Annotated in this window: 16 protein-coding genes; 6 read left to right on the forward strand and 10 right to left on the reverse strand. The window is 65.2% G+C overall.

The window, feature by feature from the left end; all coding sequences use genetic code 11:
* The first annotated feature begins 140 nt into the window (after positions 1 to 140).
* The 4 genes from ftsZ to recN all read left to right on the forward strand — a co-directional run bounded on the left by ftsZ (position 141) and on the right by recN (position 5479).
* Complete coding sequence (gene ftsZ, locus EV663_RS04845; protein ID WP_132950655.1) at positions 141 to 1706, forward strand: cell division protein FtsZ; 1566 nt, start codon at positions 141 to 143, stop codon at positions 1704 to 1706.
* A 234-nt stretch (positions 1707 to 1940) separates the two neighbouring features.
* A complete protein-coding gene (lpxC, locus tag EV663_RS04850; RefSeq protein ID WP_132950656.1) occupies positions 1941 to 2858 on the forward strand; it encodes a UDP-3-O-acyl-N-acetylglucosamine deacetylase in 918 nt (305 codons plus the stop codon).
* 99 nt (positions 2859 to 2957) lie between these two features.
* Entirely contained in the window at positions 2958 to 3803 is an 846-nt protein-coding gene (locus EV663_RS04855; protein WP_132950657.1) for an outer membrane protein assembly factor BamD, read from the forward strand.
* Positions 3804 to 3826: 23 nt separating this feature from the next.
* Positions 3827 to 5479, forward strand: coding sequence for a DNA repair protein RecN (gene recN / locus EV663_RS04860; protein WP_132950658.1), 1653 nt, complete (start codon positions 3827 to 3829; stop codon positions 5477 to 5479).
* A gap of 81 nt (positions 5480 to 5560) precedes the next feature.
* On the opposite strand, the gene EV663_RS04865 is transcribed toward recN, so the two are convergent.
* Complete coding sequence (locus EV663_RS04865) at positions 5561 to 6934, reverse strand: FAD-binding oxidoreductase (protein ID WP_132950659.1); 1374 nt, start codon at positions 6932 to 6934, stop codon at positions 5561 to 5563.
* A gap of 139 nt (positions 6935 to 7073) precedes the next feature.
* On the opposite strand from EV663_RS04865, the gene EV663_RS04870 reads away from it, so the two are divergent.
* Positions 7074 to 8720: a chloride channel protein gene (locus EV663_RS04870; RefSeq protein WP_132950697.1), complete on the forward strand. Its 1647-nt coding sequence runs from the start codon at positions 7074 to 7076 to the stop codon at positions 8718 to 8720.
* 43 nt (positions 8721 to 8763) lie between these two features.
* On the opposite strand, the gene EV663_RS04875 is transcribed toward EV663_RS04870, so the two are convergent.
* From EV663_RS04875 to EV663_RS04895, 5 genes are all read right to left on the reverse strand, one after another.
* The gene (locus EV663_RS04875; RefSeq protein ID WP_132950660.1) at positions 8764 to 9105 is read right to left on the reverse strand and encodes a DUF427 domain-containing protein; all 342 of its coding nucleotides are present in this window, start codon (positions 9103 to 9105) and stop codon (positions 8764 to 8766) included.
* Positions 9106 to 9216: 111 nt separating this feature from the next.
* Positions 9217 to 11019: an aminopeptidase P family protein gene (locus tag EV663_RS04880; RefSeq protein ID WP_132950661.1), complete on the reverse strand. Its 1803-nt coding sequence runs from the start codon at positions 11017 to 11019 to the stop codon at positions 9217 to 9219.
* Positions 11020 to 12891, reverse strand: a complete 1872-nt coding sequence (cobT, locus tag EV663_RS04885) for a cobaltochelatase subunit CobT (RefSeq protein ID WP_132950662.1) — start codon at positions 12889 to 12891, stop codon at positions 11020 to 11022. It abuts the gene before it with no gap.
* 90 nt (positions 12892 to 12981) lie between these two features.
* On the reverse strand, positions 12982 to 13953 hold the full coding sequence (gene cobS, locus EV663_RS04890) for a cobaltochelatase subunit CobS (RefSeq protein ID WP_132950663.1): 972 nt from the start codon (positions 13951 to 13953) through the stop codon (positions 12982 to 12984).
* A 571-nt stretch (positions 13954 to 14524) separates the two neighbouring features.
* Positions 14525 to 15148: a DnaJ domain-containing protein gene (locus tag EV663_RS04895; protein ID WP_132950664.1), complete on the reverse strand. Its 624-nt coding sequence runs from the start codon at positions 15146 to 15148 to the stop codon at positions 14525 to 14527.
* Between the two features lie 75 nt (positions 15149 to 15223).
* Between EV663_RS04895 and EV663_RS04900 the strand changes: the two genes are divergently transcribed.
* On the forward strand, positions 15224 to 15481 hold the full coding sequence (locus EV663_RS04900) for a BolA family protein (RefSeq protein ID WP_132950665.1): 258 nt from the start codon (positions 15224 to 15226) through the stop codon (positions 15479 to 15481).
* Here EV663_RS04900 and EV663_RS15725 read toward each other — a convergent pair.
* The 4 genes from EV663_RS15725 to pepN all read right to left on the reverse strand — a co-directional run bounded on the left by EV663_RS15725 (position 15478) and on the right by pepN (position 21171).
* Complete coding sequence (locus EV663_RS15725) at positions 15478 to 15870, reverse strand: DUF4177 domain-containing protein (protein ID WP_207904397.1); 393 nt, start codon at positions 15868 to 15870, stop codon at positions 15478 to 15480. The genes EV663_RS04900 and EV663_RS15725 overlap by 4 nt on opposite strands.
* Positions 15867 to 17375, reverse strand: a complete 1509-nt coding sequence (gene gatB, locus EV663_RS04910; RefSeq protein WP_132950666.1) for an Asp-tRNA(Asn)/Glu-tRNA(Gln) amidotransferase subunit GatB — start codon at positions 17373 to 17375, stop codon at positions 15867 to 15869. Before gatB ends, EV663_RS15725 begins: the two co-directional genes overlap by 4 nt.
* A 273-nt stretch (positions 17376 to 17648) precedes the next feature.
* Complete coding sequence (locus tag EV663_RS04915; RefSeq protein ID WP_132950667.1) at positions 17649 to 18524, reverse strand: 1-acyl-sn-glycerol-3-phosphate acyltransferase; 876 nt, start codon at positions 18522 to 18524, stop codon at positions 17649 to 17651.
* Positions 18525 to 18603: 79 nt separating this feature from the next.
* Positions 18604 to 21171 (reverse strand): aminopeptidase N, encoded by a 2568-nt coding sequence (gene pepN / locus EV663_RS04920; RefSeq protein ID WP_132950668.1) that lies wholly within the window; start codon positions 21169 to 21171, stop codon positions 18604 to 18606.
* Positions 21172 to 21229 lie beyond the last annotated feature (58 nt).

The raw sequence follows: 21229 nt of genomic DNA on the forward strand, positions 1-21229 counted from the left end.
AACGGGCTGCCCCAGAGTGGCATATTATGTGGTAATACGACGTTTTTTTCGTGACGATCCCCGGGCCGTTGCGTAGAATGGCCGAAAATTTGGGGAATAACGGCCGACGGGCCTCAACCGGACAGCAGGCGGACAGATCAATGACATTGAACCTCACGATGCCAGAGCATGACGAACTCAAGCCCCGGATCACGGTATTCGGCGTGGGCGGCGCTGGTGGGAATGCCGTCAACAACATGATCGACAAGCGGCTTGAGGGCGTCGAGTTCGTCGTAGCCAACACCGATGCACAGGCGTTGCAGCAATCCAACGCGCAGGCCCGCATCCAGATCGGCGTGAAGGTGACCGAGGGGTTGGGCGCGGGCGCCCGTCCGCAGGTCGGCGCCGCCGCCGCCGAGGAAACGATCGAGGAAATCGTTGATCACCTGGCCGGCTCTCACATGTGTTTCATCACCGCGGGTATGGGCGGGGGCACTGGCACGGGCGCCGCGCCGATCATCGCGCAGGCCGCGCGCGAGTTGGGGGTTCTGACCGTGGGCGTGGTGACCAAGCCCTTCCAGTTCGAGGGGGCAAAGCGCATGCGCCAGGCCGAGGCGGGCGTCGAGGCCCTGCAAAAGGTGGTCGATACCCTCATCATCATTCCGAACCAGAACCTGTTTCGCATCGCCAATGAAAAGACGACCTTTACCGACGCCTTCGCGATGGCCGACGACGTGTTGTATCAGGGCGTCAAGGGCGTGACCGACCTGATGGTGCATCCGGGTCTGATAAACCTGGACTTTGCCGATGTCCGCGCGGTGATGGACGAGATGGGCAAGGCGATGATGGGCACCGGCGAGGCCAGCGGCGAAGACCGTGCGATCCAGGCCGCCGAAAAGGCGATTGCCAACCCGCTGCTGGACGAGATCAGCCTGCACGGTGCGCGCGGTGTTCTGATCAACGTAACGGGTGGCTATGACCTGACGCTGTTCGAACTGGACGAGGCCGCGAACCGCATCCGCGACGTGGTCGATCCCGATGCCAACATCATCGTCGGCTCGACGCTTGATCCCGAGATGGAGGGCGCGATGCGCGTCTCTGTCGTCGCGACCGGCATCGACGCCTGCGTTTCCACGCAAGAGGCGCCGATTGCCCGTCGTCCGATGCGCGAGCCGCTCACACGCCATTCGACCGCCGTCGAAGAGTACGATGAGCCCGCGGTCGAAACCCAGCCCGTAGCGGCCGAACCCACCGTCGAAGAGCCCTCTCTGTTTTCAGGTTTCGACCCTGCCGCAGCCGGCGCGCCAGACGCCGATGATGTGGATGCCGTCGACGATCTGCCGCCGCCCGCCTATCAGCCGGTCGAGGCAGTCGAGCCGATGCCGGAGCCCGATACCTTTGTCGCCCCGCGTCCGCGCGCGCCTGGGACGCCGTCGCCCGAGGCGCTTGAACGTCTGCGTGCAGCGGTTCAGAAATCGCCCAAGACGGCCGCCCGGCCCGCGGCGATGGCCGATGACAGGTCGGCCGACAAGGCCCGTTTCGGCATCGGCTCGCTCATCAACCGGATGTCGGGTCATGCCGAGGCGCCTGATCGTGGTGCGCAACCCTTGCGTCAGCAACCACCGCTTTCTGGTCGCGGGCCGGTTGTGCAGCATCACGAGGACGATCTCGATCCCGATCAGGAACGTATCGAGATCCCTGCTTTCCTGCGGCGTCAGGCGAACTGAATCGTCGTGAAACTCCAGGACGTGATCGGGGGGGCGTGCGCGCCCCCTTTTCATTTCCAGGCAGGAAAAATATTCATTCTGAAACGGGGAGTTGTGCCGTGGGCGGATTGTCGCCGACGCGATCCGGCCCCATGTTTCAGGCCGTTGCAATCTTTGAGTTGTTCAAAGGGTCTGCGACATTTAGATCAAAAGCGCCGGATCGCAGAACATCCGGAGAAAACGAGCAGGTGCTTTTTGCAGACCACGCTGAAATCCACGGCGCGTTTCACCGGTCAGGGCCTTCATTCGGGCCGGCCGGTGCGCATGTCGGTTCATCCCGCCGCGGCCGAATACGGTATCTGGTTTCGTCGAACCGATCTTGATGGTGTCCAGGCCCTGATCCCGGCGCGCTGGGATGTCGTCGTTCAAACCCCGCTCTGCACCCTTCTTGAAAACGGCCCTGCAAGCGTGGCGACGGTCGAACACGTGATGGCCGCGCTGGCCGGTTGCGGTATTCACAACGCCCTGATCGAGATCGACGGCCCCGAGGTCCCGATCCTCGACGGCAGCGCCGCGCCCTTTGTCAAGGCGTTCCTGTCTCGTGGCCTGCGCCCCCAGAACGCGCCCTTGCGCGCCTTGCGTATCCTCAAGCCTGTCGAGGTGTCCCAAGGCGCGGCCCGCGCCCGTCTCAGTCCCTCTGACGCTTTCGAGATCGACTTTCATATCGACTTTCCCGATGCGGCCATCGGCCGCCAGCACAAGCGGATGAACATGGCCAACGGGGCCTTCGTGCGTGAACTCAGCGACAGCCGCACCTTCTGCCGCAGTGCCGATGTCGAGGCAATGCGCGCCAAGGGCCTTGCGCTGGGTGGCACGCTTGAGAATGCCGTGGTCGTGGAGGGCGCGCAGGTGCTCAGCCCGGGGGGGCTGCGCCATGACGATGAACCCGTCCGCCACAAGATGCTGGATGCGCTGGGCGACCTGGCGCTGGCCGGCGCCCCGATCCTTGGTCGGTACGAGGGCCACCGCGCGGGTCATGCGCTGACCAACCGGCTTTTGCGCACACTCTTTGCAACGCCCGGGGCGTTCCGTATGGAAACATGCAGCCCTGCGCAGGCCCGGCATCTGCCCGGCACCGGCCTCAGCCCTGCCGATCTGCGTGCCGTGGCCTGACCGGGCCGGGCGTTAAGGCGTTTTGCACCCGAAATTTCTGTGCTAGGACACCGCAAGGTTCGCCGCACGCGGGCCGGTGCGAAGACGGGGTTGGGGCATATGGCAACAGGCAGCACGCGGATTCGACTGATCGGGGCGGTTTCGGCGCTGGTGCTTGTCGCGAGCTGCGGCTCGATCGGGTCCAGCCGTCCGCCGCCGCTGGAATCCCTGACCGCCGCCCAGATCTACAACAAGGCCGAGTACGAGCTTGAAACCAAACGAAAACCCGGCGATGCGGCGCTGACTTTCGGCGAGGTCGAGCGGCTTTATCCCTATTCCGATTGGGCCAAGCGTGCCTTGATCATGCAGGCCTATTCCTATCATGCCGCGCGCGACTATGAGAACGCGCGCGCCGCCGCGCAGCGCTATATCGATTTCTACCCCGCCGACGAGGATGCGGCCTACGCGCAATACCTGCTGGCCCTCAGTTATTACGACCAGATCGACCTGGTGGGGCGCGACCAGGGCCTGACCTTCCAGGCATTGCAGGCGTTGCGCACCCTGATCGAGCGCTATCCCGACAGCGAATATGCCCGCTCGGGGATACTCAAATTCGATCTCGCCTTCGATCATCTTGCCGCCAAGGAAATGGAGGTCGGGCGCTATTATCTCAAGCGCGGTCATTACACCGCCGCGGTCAACCGTTTCCGCGTCGTTGTCGAGGATTTCCAGACCACCACCCATACCGCCGAGGCGCTGTTCCGGCTGATCGAATCCTACCTGTCGCTCGGCCTGGAGCAAGAGGCGCAGACCGCGGCGGCCATTCTGGGACACAATTTCCAAGGCTCCGAATGGTACGAGGATGGGTTCAACCTGCTCAAGGGGCAGGGGCTTGCGCCCGAGGCCGGGGGCACGGGCTGGCTCAGTACGGTGTATCGCCAGATGATCAAGGGCGAGTGGCTTTGATCTGAACCGGGGGGCGAACGCGGATGCTGCGCAGTCTCGATATCCGGGACATGCTGATCATCGACCGGCTGGAGCTATCCTTCCAACCGGGACTGAACGTGCTGACCGGCGAAACGGGTGCCGGCAAATCGATCCTGCTTGATGCCCTGGGCTTCGTGCTGGGCTGGCGAGGCCGGGCCGAACTGGTTCGCGTCGGTGCCGCCCAAGGCGAGGTGGTGGCGGTGTTCGAACTGCCGCCGCACCACCCCGCCCATGCCGTGCTGCAAGAGGCAGGCCTGCCGGCGGGCGACGAATTGATCCTGCGGCGGGTCAATACCCGAGAGGGGCGCAAGACGGCCTGGGTCAATGACCGCCGCGCCGGGGGCGAGGTGTTGCGTGCGCTGTCAGATTGCCTTGTCGAGCTGCATGGTCAACAGGATGACCGCGGTCTGTTGAACCCGCGCGCCCACCGGGCTCTGCTGGATGCCTTCGGGGATCATGATGCCGCGCTGGCGGCCACGCGCATCGCCTGGCGCGCCCGCGCCGCCGCTGACAAGGCCCTTGCCGAGGCCGAAACACGGCTGGCCGCGTTGCGCGCCGAAGAGGATTTCCTGCGCCACGCGGTTGGCGAACTGGACCGGCTCGCCCCCGAAGCCGGCGAAGAGGCCGTGCTCGACGCAAGGCGGCGCGAGATGCAGGCCGCCGACAGGGTGCGCGAGGATATCGCGCGCGCCCATGCCGCGCTGGGTCATGGCGAAGGGGCCGAGGGACGAATGGGGGATGCGCTGTGCTGGCTTGAAGGCGCGGCGGATGGTACAGCCGGGCGGCTGGACGAGGCGGTTGCCGCACTGGGACGTGCGCTGGCGGAACTGGGCGAGGCAACCGATGCGATAGAGACTTGCCTTGAGGCGATCGAGGTCGATCCCGGCGCGCTGGAGGCGACCGAAGAACGCCTGTTCGCGATCCGCGCCATGGCGCGCAAGCACGGGGTGCTGTCCGACGACCTGTCCGCGCTGGCAGATGACCTGCATGCGCGGCTCGATGCGCTGGATGCGGGTGCCCATGACCTGGCCGATTTGCAAAAGGCCCGCGCAGACGCCGATGCCGCCTATCTTGATGCCGCCCAGGCCCTGTCGGCGGCCCGCCGCGATGCCGCTTTGCGTCTGGATGCCGCCATGGCCGGGGAACTCGCCCCCCTCAAGATGGAAAGGGCCAGCTTCGCCACGCGGATCCTGCCGGCCGAACCGGGCCCCGATGGAATGGATGCCGTCGCCTTCACGGTCGCTACCAACCCCGGCGCACCTGCCGGACCGCTCGACAAGATCGCGTCGGGGGGCGAATTGTCGCGCTTCCTGCTGGCGCTCAAGGTCTGCCTCGCGCGGGGTGCAAGCCCGCTGACACTGATCTTCGATGAAATCGACCGTGGCGTGGGCGGGGCCACGGCGGATGCGGTTGGCCGCAGGCTGGCGCAGCTTGCAACGAGCGCACAGGTCCTGGTCGTCACCCATTCCCCGCAGGTTGCCGCGCGCGGGGCGCATCACTGGCGGGTGGAAAAACAGGTCAGCGACGGTGTCACGCTGTCAACCGTAATCCCCCTGGACTTGGCCGCGCGGGTGGACGAGATCGCCCGAATGCTCTCTGGCGACACCATCACCGACGAGGCCCGCGCCGCCGCCCGAACCCTGCTTGCTGGCTGATCTCTTCTTCTTGGTCCAAATACCCAAACCCGGCGCGGCACGCGACGGACAAGGATTTCGCGAAATCCTTGTGCGCGATTCTCAGGCCCCGCGTACCATCTTGCCCGGATTCATCACACCCCCGGGGTCCAGCGCCCGCTTGATCTGCCCCATCACGTCCCAGGCGTCGCCATGCTCGTCTTGCATATAGTCCAGCTTGCCCATGCCGATGCCGTGCTCGCCGGTCGCGGTGCCGCCCATCCTCAATGCACGCTCCACCATCCGGTGCGACAGCCGCTTGGCTTCTTCCAACTCGGCGGCATTGTCCGGCTCGACCAGTAGGATCGCGTGGAAATTGCCATCGCCTACATGCCCCAGGATCGGGCCCGGAATGGTGGCCGCGGCGATATCGGCGCGGGTTTCCTCCACTGCCTCGGCGAGCCGGGAAATCGGCACGCACAGGTCTGTCACCATGGCGGTGGCGCCCTTGCGCGAGGCGAGGCAGGCATAATAGGCGTTGTGCCGGATGGTCCAGAGCGCGCTTCGCTCCTCTGGCCGCGAGGACCAGTCAAAGCCCTTGCCGCCATGATCGGCCACGATTGCACCAAAGGTTTCGGCTTGCTCGGCCACGCCGGCCTCGGAACCGTGGAATTCCACCATCAGGTGCGGCAGTTCGGGAAAGGACGCGCCCGCATAGGCATTGACCGCCGCCGCCGTCGCCGCATCGACGAATTCGATCCGTGCCATGGGAATGCCCATCTGGATCGTCTCGATCACGGTCTCCACTGCCGGGCCGATCTCGTCAAAGGCGCAGACGGCAGCCGAGACCGCCTCGGGTTGGCCACGCAATTTCAGCGTCAACTCCGTGATCAGCCCAAGCGTGCCTTCGGCGCCCACGAACAGCCCCGTCAGGTCATAGCCCGCGGCCGATTTGCGCGCCCGCGTGCCGGTGCGGATCACGCGGCCGTCGGCCAGAACCACCTCCAGGCCCAGTACGTTGTCGCGCATCGTGCCATAACGCACCGCGGTCGTGCCCGAGGCCCGTGTCGAGGCCATCCCGCCCAGCGAGGCATTCGCCCCCGGATCAACCGGAAAGAACAGCCCCGTGGCGCGCAATTCGCGGTTCAGCTCCTCGCGGGTCAGTCCCGGCTGGACCACGCAGTCCATGTCTTGCGGATTGACCTCAAGAACCCGGTTCATCCGGCTGAAATCCACGCTGATCCCGCCCCTTATGGCCAGCGCATGTCCCTCGAGCGACGTTCCCGCGCCCCAGCCCGTCAGCGGGCACCCATGTGCAGAACAGATCTGCGCCATCTGTGCCACTTCCCGGGTGGTGAGGGGATAGGCGACCGCATCGGGGGGAGCGTATGGAAAATAAGTCTCGTTCCGGCCATGCAGATCCAGATCGGACTTGGACCGGCTCAGACGATCCCCTAAGATTTTTTCAAGCGCGGTCAGGGCTTCGGGGACGGACATCCGGCACCTCCTGGCATATCTTGTACCGCCGGGCACCCTAGGCGAGACGGGCGGCCGGGGAAAGCCCGTTGCGCATCGCCCACCCGAAAGAGGCGCGACCGGTGTGAATTCCCGCACGAAACGCCAGTTGATCGAGGCGATGGACCGCCTCTATGTCCGTTTGCGCATGGCATGGGGCATCCTCAAGATGCGCGGGCCCAGCCAGGTCCAGTTCTGGTTCATCGCGTTGGCGATCGGGATCGCGGCAGGATTCGCAGCGTTGGGATTCCGTATGGGGATCGACGCGTTGCAAGGCGCGCTTTACGGTGTGGACGATCCCAATCGCCTGCATTCCTATGCCGAAACGCTGGACTGGTACTGGATCGTGCTGCTTCCGGTGTTGGGAGGGCTGGCGGTCGGGGTGATCTTGCACAAGTTTACCGATGACGGGCGTGTGCGATCCGTTGCCGACGTGATCGAGGGCGCGGCGCTGGCCGAGGGGCGGGTGGAACAGAAAGCCGGGCTTGCCTCGGCCCTGGCTTCGTTGATCACCTTGTCATCGGGGGGGTCGTCGGGCCGCGAGGGGCCGGTGGTGCATTTGGCCGCCGTGATGTCCTCGTGGGTGTCGGACCGGATCAAGGCCGACGGGATCACCGGGCGCGATCTTTTGGGATGCGCGGTTGCGGGCGCGGTCGCGGCCTCGTTCAACGCGCCGATTGCCGGGGCGCTGTTCGCGCTTGAGGTAGTGCTGCGCCATTTCGCCGTGCACGCCTTTGCGCCGATCACCATCGCGGCGGTGTCGGGCACGGTTATCAACCGTTTGCAATTCGGGGGTGTGACGGAATTCTCATTGCCCGAGGGACGGCTCGATTTCTACGCAGAACTGCCCGCTTTCCTGTTGTTGGGGCTGGTATGCGGGATCGTCGCGGTGATCTTGATGCGGGGCATCTTCTGGGCCGAGGATGTGGCGGGTGCGGTGCAAAGGCGCACGGCCATGCCGCGCTGGATGCGCCCGGCGGTGGCGGGTCTTGGGCTTGGGGCGATGGCGGTCTTTTTCCCGCATATCATCGGCGTCGGTTATGAAACGACCTCGGCTGCGCTGACGGGCAGCCTCTTGTTGCACGAGGCGATCGTGTTTTGTGTCCTGAAATGCGTGGCGCTTGCACTGACCATGGCCGGGCGGATGGGGGGGGGCATGTTCTCGCCCTCGTTGATGGTGGGCGCGCTGACCGGGTTGGCCTTCGGGATCGTGGCAACCGCGATTTTTCCTTATGCCTCGGGGGCAGAGACGCTTTATGCCTTGGCCGGAATGGGTGCGGTGGCGGCCGCGGTTCTGGGCGCGCCGATTTCGACCACCCTGATCGTGTTCGAACTGACCGGCGACTGGCAGACCGGATTGGCGGTGATGGTGGCCGTGTCGATGTCGACAGCCCTGGCCAGCCGGCTCGTGGACCGGTCCTTTTTTCTGACCCAACTGGAACGGCGCGGCCGTCATCTGGCCGCCGGACCGCAGGCCTACCTGTTATCGGTCTATTCCGCGGCTGTCCTGATGCGCGGCAAGGACAGCCCAAATGCCGCCTCGCGCGAGGCCTGTTACGACTTGATCGCCCAGGGCGTGATGCTGAGCCCCGAGGCAACGCTGGAAGAGGCTTTGCCGGTCTTTGACAGATGGGGACATGGATTCATCCCCGTCGCGGTGGCCGGACCGGGCGGCGAACCGCAGCTTCTGGGGGCACTATTCCACGTCGATGCACTACGTGCCTATACGCGCGCACTGGCCATGACCGCGGCCGAGGAACATTCCTGAGAGCGCCCCGTCGCCGCCCTGTCGCACCTGATGGGACAGCCGGTCAGAGAAGTTCGACCGTCACCTTGTCGCCATGAAAGGCGACATGCCCCGCGATCCGTTCGACACCGGGCAGGGGCTGTTCATAAGACCAGGCCGCATCGGGAATTTCGCCACTCTTGGTGTGCAGCGTGAAATAATGCGCCTCGCCTTTCAACGGACAGGTGGTACGGCTGTCCGAGGGGTCTAGGAACGCCATCCCCACGTCTTCGCGCGGAAAATAGACCACGGGCGACCCGCCCCGTTCGCTGAGTTCCAAGGCGTTGCGGCTTTCGGCGATCACCGCGCCGCCGGCACGGACAACCCAGGCGCCTTCGGCCTTGTTAATGACGAGCGTGTCGGTCATCGGCGTCTCCCTCGACGGATATTTGCGACAGAAATGACGCCGCTGTGTGACATGAACGTAATAATATTGTCCAGCCGGGCCAGCCAGATCGGTGCGGTCAGATCGGTCCAGTCAGATCGGCGCGGTCGCTCCGACCAGCCAGTCGCGTGCCGCGTCGCTGACCAGCGGTCCGATCCGTTGCGCGACCTCGGCATGATAGGCGTTCAGCCAGTCCCGCTCATCCTTTGACAATAGAGCAGGCGCGATCAGCCGGCGGTCGATGGGCACCCAGCTCAGCGTTTCGAAATCCAGCATCGCGCGATCATCGGCTCCCTCCAGCGGCGCTGCCTCGCGAACCACGACAAGGTTCTCGATGCGGATGCCGAAGGCGCCTTCGCGGTAATAGCCCGGCTCGTTCGACACGATCATGCCCGGTTCCAGCACTACGCCCGACAGGCGCGACAGCCGCTGTGGCCCCTCGTGGACGCATAGATAAACCCCGACCCCATGACCGGTGCCATGGTCGTAATCCTGCCCTGCCAGCCACAGCGGATAGCGCGCCAGCGCGTCCAGATCGCGGCCGGAAAGCCCCTTGGGAAATCGCGCGCGCGAAATCGCGATCATCCCTTTCAGTACCCTGGTAAAGGGCGCGCGCGCCTCTTGCGGGGGCTCGCCCACGGCCATGGTGCGGGTGATGTCGGTGGTGCCGTCCAGGTATTGCCCACCGGAATCCACCAGCAACAGCTCTCCTGGACGCACCGGGCGGTTCGTGGCCTCGGTCACACGGTAATGCACGATGGCCCCGTTCGGGCCTGCCCCGGCGATCGTGTCGAAACTAATATCGCGCAAATGGCCGGTGGCGTGGCGGAAGCCTTCGAGCGCGCGCACCACGTCGATTTCGCTCAGCCTGCCTGATGGCGCCTCGCGGTCCAGCCAGGCGAGGAATTCCACCATCGCCGCCCCGTCGCGCAGATGGGCCGCGCGGGTTCCGTCAAGTTCGGCCTGCGACTTGCGCGCCTTGGGCAGGATACAGGGATCTTCTGCCTGCGCGATTTCGATTCCGCCTTCCTGCAATTGCCGCAAAATCCACAGCGGGGCAGAGCCGGGATCGACCCGCACCGGCCCGACAAGGCTTTTCAACCCCGGCGCCAACGCTTCGACCGGGCGCAGCGTGACCTCGCCGCCCAGGTGGGCACGAAGCGTTTCCGTCACCTTGGCGGGGTCGACGAACAGGGTCACGCGCCCGTCACGGTGCAGCACCGCAAATCCATGCGGCACCGGGTTGCGTGGGATGTCGCTGCCGCGAATGTTCAACAGCCACGCGATGGAATCGGGTAAAGTCAGCACCGCCGCCTGCTGGCCCGCCGCGCACAGGATCTTGGCAATCCGGGCGCGCTTGGCGCCGTGGGTCTCGCCCGCCAATGTCTCGGGATAGGGGATGATTTCGCCCAAGGGGGGCGCCGGCTGGTCCGACCAGATGCGGTCCACCAGGTTGTCCACCTCGCGCAGGACAATCCCGCTGTCCGCCAGTGCGCCCTCCAGCGTTTCGATTTCGCGCGGCGTATGCAGCCAAGGATCAAGCCCTACCGTCCCACTCCCCAGGTTTTCACGCAGCCAGTCGGCCAGCCTGACCTCTGGCCAGTCGACCGGGGCAAAGACGGCGCCGTCGATCTGGGCCCTGGCCTGCACCCGGTAACGCCCGTCAACGAAAACGCCTGCCTTGTCCATCAGCACGCAGGCAAAGCCGGCCGATCCGGTAAACCCGGTCAGCCATGCCAGCCTTGCATCCCGCGGGGCGACATATTCGCCTTGATGCGCGTCGGCACGTGGCACGAGAAAACCGGCAAGTCCCTCGCGGGCCATCACCGCGCGCAGCGCGGCCAGTCGGGGCTGGCCGTCCTCGGGCCGGGTGGGGCTGTCGAATCCCTGGAACATCTAGATCGCCTTTCGGATGCCGATCATCCGCGCGCGCGCCCGCGGGTCGGTGTCAAAGAGCGCTGCCAACTGCTCGGTCATGGCACCCGCCAGTTGCTCGACATCGCTGATCGTGACGGCGCGCTGGTAATAGCGCGTGACGTCATGGCCAATGCCGATGGCCAGCAACTCGACCTGTTTGCGGCGCTCGACCATCTCGATCACGTCGCGCAGATGCTGCTCCAGGAACTTGTCAGGGTTCACCGATACGGTGGAATCGTCGACAGGCGCCCCGTCCGAGATCACCATCAGGATCTTGCGTGCCTCGGGGCGCACCATCATCCGCCGATGCGCCCATTCCAGCGCCTCGCCGTCGATATTCTCCTTCAGCAGGCCCTCTTTCATCATCAGCCCGAGATTTTCTCTCGCACGCCGCCAAGGCGCATCGGCGGCCTTGTAGATGATGTGGCGCAGATCGTTCAGCCGTCCCGGCATCTGCGGCCGCCCCTCGGCCAGCCATTTCTCGCGGCTCTGTCCCCCCTTCCAGGCCCGCGTGGTAAAGCCCAGGATCTCGACCTTTACGTCGCAACGTTCCAGCGTGCGGGCCAGAACGTCGGCACAGATCGCCGCGATCGAGATCGGCCGTCCCCGCATCGACCCCGAATTGTCCAGCAGCAGCGTGACCACCGTGTCGCGGAACTCGGTATCCTTCTCGACCTTGAAGGACAGCGGCGTTGTGGGGTTCGCTACCACGCGCGCCAGCCGCCCGGCATCCAGGATCCCCTCCTCGCGGTCGAATTCCCAACTGCGGTTCTGCTGGGCCTGTAAGCGGCGCTGCAACTTGTTGGCCAGCCGTCCCACGGCGCCCTTCAACGGCTCAAGCTGCTGGTCAAGGTAGGCACGCAACCGTTCCAGCTCGATCGGCTCGGCCAGGTCCTCGGCGTGAATTTCCTCGTCAAAGGCAGGCGTGAACACCTTGTAATCGGGGTCAGCCTCGGAAAAGGACGGGGCCGGGGGCTCGGACGGGGCTTCGCCCTCGGGCAGTTCGGCCTCCTCGCCCATCTCGCTCTCTGCCATGTCATCGGGGCTGACATGGGCCTGGGCCGCCTCCTGGGTGTCCTGCTGGGACTGTTCGGGGCTGGCATCGGCCTCGTCGCTATCGGGCTGTTCCTGCTCGCCATGGCTTTCGGGCGGTTCGCCATCGGTTTCGGCGCTATCCTCCGGGGCGTCGTCATCTGCGCCATCGGGGTCGTCGCCCAGCTGATCGGCGTAGCCAAGATCGGAAATTACGCGCCGGGCAAGCCGGGCAAAGGCGGCCTGGTCCTCTAGCGCCGCGTCAAGACCGCTCAGCGTTCCCGCGGCTTGGGTTTCGATGAACGCGCGCCATAGCCCCAGAACATTCGACGCTCCACCGGGCAGGGGGCGTCCCGTTGCCATCTGGCGCACCATGTAGCCCGCCGCCACCGCCAGCGGCACCTCGCTTGCCTCGCGGGCCTGGGCATAGCCCTTGCGCGTGGCCTCCGCCGCGATCATCGCGTCGATATTGGTGGCTGTGCCAGGCATGACCCGCGCGCCCACCGCCTCGCAGCGGGCCATTTCCATGGCCTCATACAGATCGCGCGCCATCTGACCCGAAGGGCGATAGCGCGCATGGGTCTCCGCGTCATGATACTTGCGGCGCAACGCAAAGGCATCCGCGGTGCCGCGGGCCAGCAGTACCTCGTCGCGGCTCATCCGGCGGCTGACCTGCGGCAGCCGCATGGCGTCTCCGGCCAGGCCCGGCGGATCGACCGAGTAGCTGACCCCCAGATCGGGGTCGTCGGCCATGACCCTGGTGGCCTCGGCCAACGCCTTCTTGAACGGATCGGCCGGATTGTCGGTCGTCTTGCTCATGCCGCCCGGCGCCCCTCGCGCCCTGTCCTTCTTCTTGGTCCAAATACCCCCGCCGGAGGCCCGATTTTTCGTAGAAAAATCGGTTCCCTGTCAGCCCAGGCTTACACGGGCCGCGCTTTCGGGCAGGTCCTCGTCGAAAAGACGCTGGTAGAATTCAGCGACTGTCTGGCGCTCCAGTTCATCGCACTTGTTCAGAAACGTCACGCGGAAGGCATAGCCCACGTCGCGGAAAATCTCTGCATTCTGCGCCCAGGCGATCACCGTGCGCGGACTCATCACCGTGGACAGGTCGCCATTCATGAAGGCCGTCCGCGTCAGGTCGGCCACCGTCACCATGTGGCCGATGGTCTTGCGCCCCTTCTCGGTATTGTAATGCGGGCATTTGCCCAACACGATTGCGCTTTCCGCGTCATGACTGAGATAGTTCAGCGTGGCCACCAGCGACCAGCGGTCCATCTGGCCCTGGTTGATCTGCTGCGTGCCGTGATAGAGGCCCGTCGTGTCGCCCAGGCCCACCGTGTTGGCGGTGGCGAACAGCCGGAAGGACGGGTGCGGGGTGATCACCTCGTTCTGGTCCAGCAGCGTCAGCTTGCCATCCACTTCGAGAACCCGCTGGATCACGAACATCACGTCGGCGCGGCCCGCATCGTATTCGTCGAACACGATTGCAGCCGGGTTGCGCAATGCCCAGGGCAGGATTCCTTCCTGGAACTCGGTCACCTGCTTGCCGTCGCGCAGCTTGATGGCATCCTTGCCGATCAGGTCGATCCGGCTGATATGGCTGTCGAGGTTCACCCGCACGCATTGCCAGTTCAGCCGGGCGGCCACCTGCTCGATATGGGTGGATTTTCCGGTGCCGTGATAGCCTTGGATCATCACGCGGCGGTTGTGGGCAAAACCCGCCAGGATCGCCAGCGTCGTGTCGGGGTCGAACTTGTAGGTGGGGTCAAGGTCGGGCACCCGGTCCGTGCGCTCCTCGAAACCCTTCACGACCATGTCGGTATCGATTCCAAAGACCTCGCGCACCGAGATATCTTCGGTGGGTTTGGCTACGCTTGTCATGCTGCGTCCGTTTCTTTCCTGCCGTGGCGGTCGGTGCGGGCCGTCCTGGGGTGGGACGGTGCGATCTGACTTGGTAGTGGAACATATCGCGCGGGCGCGCAAGAGGCAGGCGGGCAAGGATGCCCGGTTGGTGATGCGTGATGCCGGGCAGGGTGAAACCGTTTTTCAACACTTTCCTGCGATCTTTCCCCAGCAACCATTTGGTGCGGTGACAGGCCGGGCTCGTCAGCCTATGACCGGTTCAGCCGTGCATGTGGCCGACGCGAAAATGCGTCGGTTCGCGGCTGGGGATGAGGATATGAGGGACATGTCGCCGGGGTAGCCTGTGTCAGGTGTAACGAGTCCGGTTCGGCGACATCCGCATGCGCGCCCGGTGACGGGGACGCGAATGCGGTGCTCCGTCCGCCATATTGTCGGCGGGCGGGGCATTCCCTTTCACGCCATCGCGCTGGCCTGTCTGCGTTTGTGCACATGGCCGCCTTACCGCCACGGTTATTGCTGACAAGGCATCATGCAGACTCGACGCCAAGGCAGGCAACGCAGCCATTCGTCCGGCTGGCCGCGTCCCTTGTCACCTGAAGCTGCGGCTATCCTTGACCTGTTCCCAGGCCCAGACGACCTCTTGTAGCCGGTCCTCGTCGGCGCGGTTCCCGCCGTTCATATCCGGGTGCAGATCCTTGACCAGCGATTTGTATTGCTTGCGGATCTCGGCCTTGGTCCAGTTGTCCTGCGCCTCGAGAATCTCCAGCGCCTTGCGCTCTGTCGGCGGCAGGCGGCGCGTGCCCGCCGCGCGGCCGGGATTGCGAGTGGCGTTCTGGCCGAGCACTTGGTGAGGGTCGTCCACGCCAAGCCGTGACCAGGCGCGTTGTTCGTCCTTGTTGCCGAATGGCTTGGTTTCGCGGCCCCAGACGCGGTCCTTGTCGAACTGGGCCTCGAGCTCTTCATCGGTTGCACCGCTGAAAAAGTTCCATTTGAGGTTATATTCGCGTACATGGTCCTTGCAGAACCAAAGATACTCATCCAGGTGGTCGGGCGATTTCGGGGCGCGGTACTGCCCGGCCTCCTTGCAGCCGGGATGTTCGCAGACGCGGGTCGAGGTCTCGAACGCCCCCGACATGCCCCGCCGTCCGCGCGTGCGCCGTTTCTTGTCCGCCGAAACGGAAATGTCGAATCCGAAGGGATCGTTTTTCGTCATGGCCTGCCACCTTTGCGACTCGGACAAGAGAGTTTAGTGGTTTGTGTTCGGGAATGAAGGGGGAAGTCCGGGAAAATGCCATTGAAAGACGAAATCCATAGCCGCCTGCAAACCGCTTTCGCGCCCACGGTGCTCCGCGTGCTCGATGAAAGCGAGCGTCACCGCGGCCATGCCGGCTGGCACGAGGGGGGAGAGACGCATTTTCGTGTAACCATCGCAGCACCCGCCCTGTCGGGCCTGTCGCGTCTCGCCCGTCACCGCGCCGTGCATACCGCGCTGGGCAAGGACCTGATGAGCCGGATCCATGCCCTTGCCCTGAACATCGAGGCCTAGCGCCCCTCGCCGGCGAGCCCTGGCGCATCGGTGCCCAGTTCGGGGTGCAACGATTGTGCGGCGATCTCGGCCATGTCCTCGGGATCGCGCGGCCCGCGCCTGGCGGTCGTGGCTTCTGTCAGGAGGGTGGCATCATCATCAGGATCATTGCGCAGTCGTCGGAAAACCAGCAGGTTGCGGAACACGGTGGTTTTGCCGGTCAACCCTTGGCGTTCCTCGCAGGGCAGGGTTTCCGCGCGCAGGTATTCCCAGCCCTCGCGCGCCATGTCGTTCATAAGCGATGACAGCGCGTGGGCAAACCGGTCCTCGGCCCCCTTCACCCCACGCGCGCGCAGTCCACGGGTAGGGGCCGGCAGCACGCGGTACTCGTGATGCGCCACGCCTGTCACCCCAGCTTCCTGGCCACGATCTCGTTTACCGCCTGGGGGTTTGCCTTGCCGCCCGTTGCCTTCATCACCTGGCCGACGAACCATCCTGCGAGTTTCGGGTTCTGCTTGGCCTTTTCCACCTGCGCGGGGTTGGCGGCGATGATCTCGTCCACCGCGGCCTCGATCGCGCCGGTATCGGTGACCTGCTTCATGCCACGCGCTTCGACGATCTCGGCCGGGTCGCCGCCCTCGGTGTAGACGATTTCGAACAGGTCCTTGGCGATCTTGCCGGAAATCTCTCCCGCCGCGATCAGGTCGATGATGGCGCCCAGCTGCGCGGGGCTGACCGGGCTTGCAGTGATATCATGTTCTTCCTTCTTGAGGCGGCCGAACAACTCGTTGATGACCCAGTTTGCGGCCATCTTGCCGTCGCGGCCCTCTGCCACGGCTTCAAAATAGGCGGCCGAGTCCACATCCGCCGTCAGCACGCCCGCGTCATAGTCGGTCAGGCCGAAATCCTTGACGAAGCGCGCCTTTTTTTCGTCGGGCAATTCGGGCAGCGATGCGGCGATCTCGTCCACCCACCCTTGCTCGATCTCCAGGGGCAATAGGTCGGGGCAGGGGAAATAGAGGTAGTCATGCGCCTCTTCCTTCGACCGCATCGACCGCGTCTCGCCCTTGTCGGGGTCGTACAACCGCGTCTCCTGCACCACCTTGCCGCCATCCTCGACGATGGCGATCTGGCGCCGCGCCTCGTACTCGATCGCGGCCTGGATGAAGCGCATCGAGTTCATGTTCTTGATTTCACAGCGGGTTCCCAGCACCGAATGGTCGCCGGTCTCGCGGTATTTCTCATAGGCGCCGGGTTCGCAGATCGACACGTTCACATCGGCGCGCAGGTTGCCGTTCTGCATGTTGCCATCGCAGGTGCCCAAGTACCGCATGATCTGGCGCAGCTTGCCGACATAGGCGGCGGCCTCTTCGGGGCCGCGGATATCGGGGCGGCTGACGATTTCCATCAGCGCGACGCCGGTACGGTTGAGATCGACGAAGGACATGTGCGGGTCCATGTCATGGATCGACTTGCCCGCGTCCTGTTCCAGGTGAATGCGCTCGATCCGCACGCGGCGCGCCACGCCGGGTGCCATGTCGACGATCACCTCGCCCTCGCCGACGATGGGGTGGTAAAGCTGGCTGATCTGATAGCCCTGCGGCAGGTCGGGGTAGAAATAGTTCTTGCGGTCGAAGGCGGAGACCAGGTTGATCGCGGCCTTCAGCCCCAGCCCGGTGCGCACCGCCTGCGCCACGCAGAACTCGTTAACCACCGGCAACATCCCGGGCATGGCGGCGTCGACGAACGCGACATTCGAATTAGGCTCGGCGCCGAAGGCGGTCGAGGCGCCCGAGAACAGCTTGGCGTTGCTGGCGACCTGGGCATGCACCTCCAGCCCGATCACCAGTTCCCAGTCGGCCTTGGCGCCGGAGATCACCTTGGGTTTGGGGCACTCGTATGCGAGGTCGAGCATCGGTCGCGGCTCCTTTGCGGGGGTTGGCTGCGTTCTAGGCCAGCCGCGAAGGCGGGGCAAGAGGCAGCACCCCATGCGCGCATGGTTTGCGTCCGATCGGGTCGGGCCGGCCGGGCCCATGCCACGCAAAAAAAACCACCGACCGGCGCGCGGGGTGTCTTGGCAGGGATTCGGGTATTTTGACCAAGAAGAAGACAATGGACGCGCCCTTGCCGTTCTTCTTGGCAAAAATACCCATGGCCCTGTCTGCGCCAACGGCGCGTCGCCCGTGATTCAGCCCAACGCGGCGGACCGTGCCCAGCCCGGGCGACGGGAATTCTGCAACAGGCTGACACGCGGTGCGTGCGGCCCGCCCAGGGACAGCGTTGCAGCGCGCAGCATGGCGATTCCGTCTTCGGACTTCGCGGGCAGAGCCGAGGCGGCGATCGGTTTGCCGATGGTCATGCGGTAGGGCTGGCGGTCCTTGTTGAGTGTCTCGTGAAACAAGGTGATGTCGCGCAGCGTCGGGTGGAGCAGGTCAAAGAGATAAAACAAGACGGAGTTCCGCGCACGCAGGTTCACCGGGATTACCGGCAGGTCAAACTTGCGCGCGATCATCGACGCCGAGGCCATCCAGGGGCGTTCATGCAGCGACAGGCCACGCCGCTTGGCCAATCGCCCGGAGGGGAATATCACGCCCAGTCGGCCAGCATCGATGGCCTGACGGGTATAAGCCATGGTTTCGCGCGTCTTGGCATGGCTGCGTTTGTCTTCGCGCCATTCGACGGGCGCGATTATTTCGCCCATCTGGGGCAGAACCCGCAGGATGTCGCTATTGGCATAGAAGAAGAGATCGGGCCGCCGGTCTCGCAGCAGGCTCCAGAGCATGATGCCGTCGGCGATGCCGGTGGGATGGTTGGCCACGATCAGGGCGGGACCCATGCGGGGTATGTGGTCCAGGCCCGTGGCTTGCACGTCCCTGGCCAAGAGGCGGGCCATCTCGTCCATGATGACGGGGGCGGGATGATGTTGTAGCACGTTGCCAAGTGCCAGCGTGCGCGGATAGCCCAAAAGATCGGTGAGGAGTTTGCGCACGACCGCCGTGCCCGGCTGGTTCCGGAAGAGCCAGGGCGCACGCTCTTCGATGAGGGGATCAATCCTGTCCTGCATACGCCCTGTCACCATATCACAATGACGTTCGTGTGACAGCAAAGCCGATTCGGGGCTTCAGCGTCAAAGCCCTTCGTCGTCATGGCAACGATCCGCCGACGGAGAGCAAGCGCCCGACCATTTCGGCCATGTCGCGGCTGAGTCCTTCGCGCGCGGCGATGCGGTTCAGTTCGGCCCGGATCAAGGCTTGTCGGGCGCGATCCAGTCGCGGCCATGTCTCGAAAGCTGTCGACATCCGCGCTGCGGTCTGCGGGTTGACAGCGTCCAGCCGGATCAGCCAGTCGGCCACCAGGCGGTAGCCCGCGCCCGATCCATCGTGGAACCCCGCCGCGTTCATCGTCAGCCCGCCGATCACCGCGCGGAACCGGTTGGGGTTCTTCCAGTTGAAATCGGGATGTTCGGTCAGGCGGCGGGCGGTGTCCACGGCCGTCTCGGGGTGGGCCAGGCTGACCTGCAGCGCGAACCACTTGTCCATCACCAGCCGGTCGTCGCGCCAGCGGCGGGCGAAACGGTCCAATTCGTCCCTGCCTGCGCCGATCTCCAGCAGGGCGGAGAGCGCGCCGATCTCGTCGGTCATGTTGTCGGCCGCGGCGAAATGGGTGCGGGCGCGGGCGCCCCGATCCAGCCGCGCCAGATACGCCAGCGCGGTCAGCCGCAGCGCGCGGCGCCCGGCATCGGCCGCGCCCGGGGAATAGGCTCCGGGGCAGGTCATCTGGTCGTAGAGTTGGGGCCAGAGCGCGCCCAGATGCGCCGCCACCGCCGTTTTCAGGCGTTCCCGCGCGGCATGGATCGCCAGCGGGTCGGGCGTTTGCCCGCGGGAATGGAGGTCCTCGGCCAACTGGTCCTCGCCCGGCAGGCGCAGCGCCAGCGCGCGGAAGGCCGGGTCCAGCGCCTCGTCCCGGGCCATCGCGGCCAGCGCGTCCAGGTAGGCCGGCGCCGGGGCCGCGTTCTCGGCGAGCATCGCCACCAGCACGTCGCGGGCCAGCGCGCGCCCCGCCTCCCACTTGTTGAACGGGTCGGTGTCGTGCGCGAGCAGGAAGGCGCGTTCCTCGGCCGAGGTCTCGCGGTCCAGGATCACCGGGGCGGAGAAGCCGCGCAGGAGCGACGGGACCGGCCTTGCCCCCAGCCCCTCGAAGGCGAAGTTCTGCGCCTCTTCGGTCAGTTCCAGCACGGTGGTCGGCACCACCTCGTCGCCGTTCGGCGACAACAGCCCCACCGCCAGCGGGATCACCTGCGGGTGCTTCTCGGGCTGGCCGGGCGTGGGCGGCGTTTCCTGTTCGACATGAAGGGTATAGGTGCCGTCCTTGAAGTCGTCCGTCACGTGCAGCCGGGGCGTTCCGGCCTGCGAATACCAGCGCTTGAACTGGGTCAGGTCGCGGCCCGTGGCGTCCTCGAACACCTTGAGCCAGTCCTCGATCGTGGCGGCCTCGCCATCGTGCCGGTCGAAATAGAGGGCGAGCGCCTTGTCATAGCCCTCGGGCCCCACCAGGCGGCGCAGCATGCCGATCACCTCGGCGCCCTTCTCGTAGACGGTCGCGGTGTAGAAGTTGTTGATCTCGGTATAGCTTTCGGGCCGCACCGGGTGCGCCAGCGGGCCGCCATCCTCGCGGAACTGGCGCGCGCGCAGCGCGATCACGTCCTCGATGCGCTTGACCGCGTGGGACCGCGCGTCGCCCGCGAATTGCTGGTCGCGGAACACCGTCAGCCCCTCTTTCAGGCACAGCTGGAACCAGTCGCGGCAGGTGATGCGGTTGCCGGTCCAGTTGTGGAAATATTCATGCGCGATGATCCGTTCGATATTCTCGTAATCGCGGTCGGTCGCGGTTTCCGGGCTGGCCAGAACGTAGCGCGCGTTGAAGATGTTCAGCCCCTTGTTTTCCATCGCGCCCATGTTGAAATCGTCCACGGCCACGATGTTGAACACGTCCAGGTCATAGGCGCGCCCGTAAACCCGTTCGTCCCATTTCATCGAGCGGATCAGCGCGTCCAGCGCGTAATCCGCCTTGCCCTGATCGGCGGGGCGGACCCAGATGTTCAGATCCACCGCGCGCCCCTCGCAGGTGGTGAACCGCCCCGAGGTTGCGACCAGCTCGCCCGCGACCAGGGCGAACAGATAGGCGGGCTTGGGCCAGGGATCGTGCCATTCCGCCCAGCCCGCACCTTGCGCCGCCGGGTTGCCGTTGGACAGCAGCACCGGCAGGTCGCCCTCGATGCGGACGGTGAACGGGGCCATCACGTCGGGGCGGTCGGGGTAATAGGTGATCTTGCGAAAGCCCTCGGCCTCGCACTGGGTGCAGTACATGCCGTTCGACATGTAGAGTCCTTCCAGCGCGGTGTTGGTTTCGGGCGAGATCCGGACCTCTGCCTGCCAGGTGAAGGGGGCGTCGGGCACGGTGCAGGTCAGGCCCTCGGGCGTGATGTCGGGCGTCACGGGGGTGCCGTCGATCTGCGCGGAAACCAGGTCAAGCCCTTCGCCATGCAGGAAAAAGCGCCTCTCCACGGCCGCCGGGTTGGGGCGGAAGGCGATTTTCGACAGCACGCGGGTTGCCGTGGGGTGCAGGTGGAATGTCAGCTCCACCTTGTCCACGAGGAAGGCAGGGGGCGTGTAGTCGCTCAACCGGACGGGCTGCGGTGCGGCGTCTTTCATCGGGCACTCCTTTTCTGCGCCCCTAGACCTACCTTGTCCGGCGCGAGGTGCAAGCACG

Source organism: Rhodovulum bhavnagarense, from assembly GCF_004343505.1.
GTDB lineage: Bacteria > Pseudomonadota > Alphaproteobacteria > Rhodobacterales > Rhodobacteraceae > Rhodovulum > Rhodovulum bhavnagarense.